We start from the raw sequence: 1,397 nt of genomic DNA on the forward strand, positions 1-1,397 counted from the left end.
AGGCACTCACCCTGCGGGTGGGCGTTCCCGTCGTCGGTGGCGGAGGCGACCACGACACGACCCGGCGCGATCAGCGCGAGCAGCTCGTTCTGATCCACCGGCAGGGCGTCAGCGTTGCCGTCGAAACGCTTGTAGGTCTCAGGGAACCAGTGCGGGAACTGAGAGTTGATCGCCGAGATCGACTCCCCGGCCGAGTCGCGCCGGGCGAGCTTCGCCCCGGTGGAGCCGGAGTTGTTCGAGATCACCACCGGAAACCGCGGATCTTGAGCGCCGGCCCACAGCGCGGCCTTCCCACCGCGGGAGTGCCCGATCACCGCGACCTTGCTCGGGTCGATGTCCGGATCGGTCTGCAGGTAGTCCATCGCCCGGCTCGCGCCCCACGCCCACGCCCACGCCCACGCGCTGATCGTGCGCCCGGCGTCGGCGGGCAGGTCCTGGCCGGGCGGGTAGAAGGCGTTGATCACGCCGTTGCGGTAGGAGCCGGCGTCGCCGGGGGCGATCTCCTCGGCGTTGACCGCGGCCAGGGCGTACCCGGCCCCGGTGATCGTCGCCGCGGGGGAGTAGCCACCCGAGCCGGGATCATCCCCGACCGACCCGCGGTGGTCGATCAGCAGGAACGTGCCCTTCGGCGTACCCGTCGTCGGCGTGAACAGCCGCAGAGTGAAGCTCGCATCCCCCTCCGGGCCGGTCACCGTGATGGTGACCTTCTTCGCCGAGCCGCCCCCGCCGCCGGCCTCGGAGAACGTCGTCTTCGCCGGCGCAGGCAGCGACGTGCCATAGACGTTCTCCTCGAACGCCGCGAGCAACTCCGGACGCTGCCGCTCCCAGGCCCGCGCACTGGTGATCCGCTCACCGGAACCCGACACCAGCGGATCCGGGACACCCAGATCATCGAGCGGACCCACCACCCCGGCTACAGCCTCCGCCGACACCGGACGACTCTCGGGGCTGGACCCCGCGGTGCGGGCCACCGTCGAGCCGGACGTCTCTGCGGGCAGCGCGGCCGCGACGACCGCGAGAGCCCCCACCAGAACACCCATCGACGACAGTCGGCGCCGCCGCCGGTAAGCAGGCATCATCTGCATCCATTCTTCGATACAGAAGAGGATAGTAGATCTACTAATGTAGATCTACTATTCGAGGGTATCTAATGTAGATCTACTATTCGAGGGTATGAGGCCTGGCGAGACGGCGCAGTGGGGGACCCAGGCGTGCCCGGGTAGCCCTGGCGGTCCCCGTCAGGCCCCGCCGATGACGATGCGGGTGCCCGCCGGGGCCGGGGTGTCCAGGTCACTCCCCTGGACACCGTCGAGGCGCACCCGCCCGGCCGCCAAACGCATCGCGACCCGGTCGCCCAACGCCGACGCACGAGCCCGCACCGTCGGGACGTCCTGCCG

Annotated in this window: 1 protein-coding gene; it reads right to left on the reverse strand. The window is 70.1% G+C overall.

Going from position 1 to position 1,397, the window contains the following annotated elements; translation table 11 throughout:
* Positions 1–1,079: glucuronyl esterase domain-containing protein (locus D8M34_RS17875; RefSeq protein WP_202976283.1), on the reverse strand; the 1,079-nt coding region annotated here is incomplete at its 3' end.
* Positions 1,080–1,397 lie beyond the last annotated feature (318 nt).

Origin of the sequence: Microbacterium sp. HSID17254 (assembly GCF_003989315.1) — a bacterium.
Taxonomy (GTDB): Bacteria; Actinomycetota; Actinomycetes; order Actinomycetales; family Microbacteriaceae; genus Microbacterium.